This is a genomic window from Ruegeria sp. CDSA021 (assembly GCF_059612325.1).
The window spans coordinates 1-1799 of record NZ_JBXWQJ010000049.1; the positions used below are offsets into that span (position 1 = coordinate 1).

At 54.1% G+C, this 1799-nt stretch carries 2 protein-coding genes and 1 pseudogene; all 3 read right to left on the minus strand.

Annotated features, from left to right (window positions below; all coding sequences use genetic code 11):
- Window positions 1–919 (minus strand): membrane dipeptidase (locus AC2FLD_RS22420; RefSeq protein ID WP_496674554.1); only part of this gene is annotated, 919 nt, incomplete at its 3' end.
- Between the two features lie 59 nt (window positions 920–978).
- Window positions 979–1377, minus strand: a complete 399-nt coding sequence (locus AC2FLD_RS22425; RefSeq protein ID WP_282121511.1) for a GYD domain-containing protein — start codon at window positions 1375–1377, stop codon at window positions 979–981.
- Between the two features lie 58 nt (window positions 1378–1435).
- Window positions 1436–1799 (minus strand): annotated as a pseudogene (locus tag AC2FLD_RS22430) (amidohydrolase family protein); the annotation flags it as partial.

Here is a 1799-nt window from a genome sequence, read left to right on the forward strand (position 1 = left end):
CTGTCTGTGGGCTGATCATTATGAAAGGCAACATACAAAGGCTAACCACACCTCCGGTATCTGCAACCGCTTGAATCCGCTCATCGGAACTTGTCCGCAGGCGGATTTCTCCCTCAGGATAGCCAGAGTAGAGAGCGTGCACGGAAGAGTGCGTTTCGATTACAGGTAAGTCGGGACGCATTTGTTTTGCATATTCGATGGTACTAAGTGCGGTGGGTTCGCTGGCATGTGACGTGTCGACGAGCACTCCATGCCTTTGCATCGCGTCGACGACTGTCTTGCCATAGGCCGAGATTGGCCCTGGGTTCAGGACAAAATTCCCATCACCCGCACGCTGACGCTCGTTGTAGGCCAAGCCCATTGTGCCAAGTCCCATCGACTTTGCCACGGGCATGTAGATGTCCGGCTGGTTGTTGAGAATCTCCGCTGATTGCGAGTTCCAGAAGAAGCCATATTTTCCTTCTTCATGGGCCCGTCGGATATCACCTGCCTTACGCACCACCATAAACCGATCGTCCGCATCGATTTTGCGGAGGTTGTAGCTGGTTTCACGAGCGAATGTGTCGAAGTCGTTGATGCCTTGCGCGGTTGTAACACCCGTCGCCGTGATACCCGCGTCGAGGGCTCTGGTGTAATACTCATCCCACATCTCGGGTCGTGTGGCGGTTTGCTCAAAGTTCGCGTTCAGCGAGTCTATGGCAACAATATCCTTTAGGAATTGAGCCGCCTTGTCGCTGGACTCCCAAACCGGGCTGTATTCGCTGGCCCATGTCATTTTTCCGCAGGTAGCTGACAGGGCAGCTGCTGCGCCAGCAGTTTTCAAAAATGCGCGTCTGTTTTGCATGGTGAAGTTCTCCCAGTTTCGATTGTTTCGATTTTCTAAAGACTTACCTTGTGGCGAGGTGTATTCCCGCCGCACGACACTCAATCGAGTTTGTTCCTATCGATCACGCCGTCTTTCATGATCAGAGGCCAACATTACTCCGCCGGTGTCGTAAACTCCGGCACCCGTTTCAGCGCCTCAACCATGTCGGCGCTCGTCATCAATTCAATGAAGGTGTAGTTCTTCAGAACGCCCTGGCTGAGGCGGGCCGCGTACATTGCCTGCACCATACTAGGATCGTCCGGCACCCGCACGGTGACGTAGTTCCGGCCGTCGGCCATGCCCCAGAAATAGCTGATCATCTCACCGCCCATTGCCTCGAGCGCGGCCCCCATGCCCTCGCCCCGGTCGGTGGGGTTTTCGATCATGATCTGCCAAGCTTCGGGAGACGGCTCTCCGATCCCCAGATAGTATCGGCTGCGAGTTTCTTCGGCGCTCACGGCGGTCGCGACTACCAGCGCACTTGCAAATGCGGACAATAGAAGTCGTTTCATAGGCTCATCCTTTTCGTTGAAAGGCCGTCAAAGGGAGGCACCTCCGCGGGTCCAAGAGTCATTCCAGCGTATTCTTGTAAATCACGCCGTCTTTCATGATCAGATCGATGTTATTTGCGTAGTCGACCAGTATTCCAGCGTCCTCGACCGGATTGCCTTCCACCAGAAGTATGTCTGCGTAGGCACCGGCTTCAATCACGCCGAGCTGGCCTTCGGGATAGGGGTTGAGTTTGCCTGACAGGGCCAACAACTCACCGGCTTTAGACGTTGCTTGCATAAGAACTTCGTAGGACGACCATTGTTCGAGACGGTACTTGAACTCATCGTTCTGTTTTGTGAGAGCGACAGGATCCCCAATAATGTCGGTTGAAAAGGCGACTTTTTCGATCCCGAATTCTTTCAGCAACCGCATCTGGTTTCTC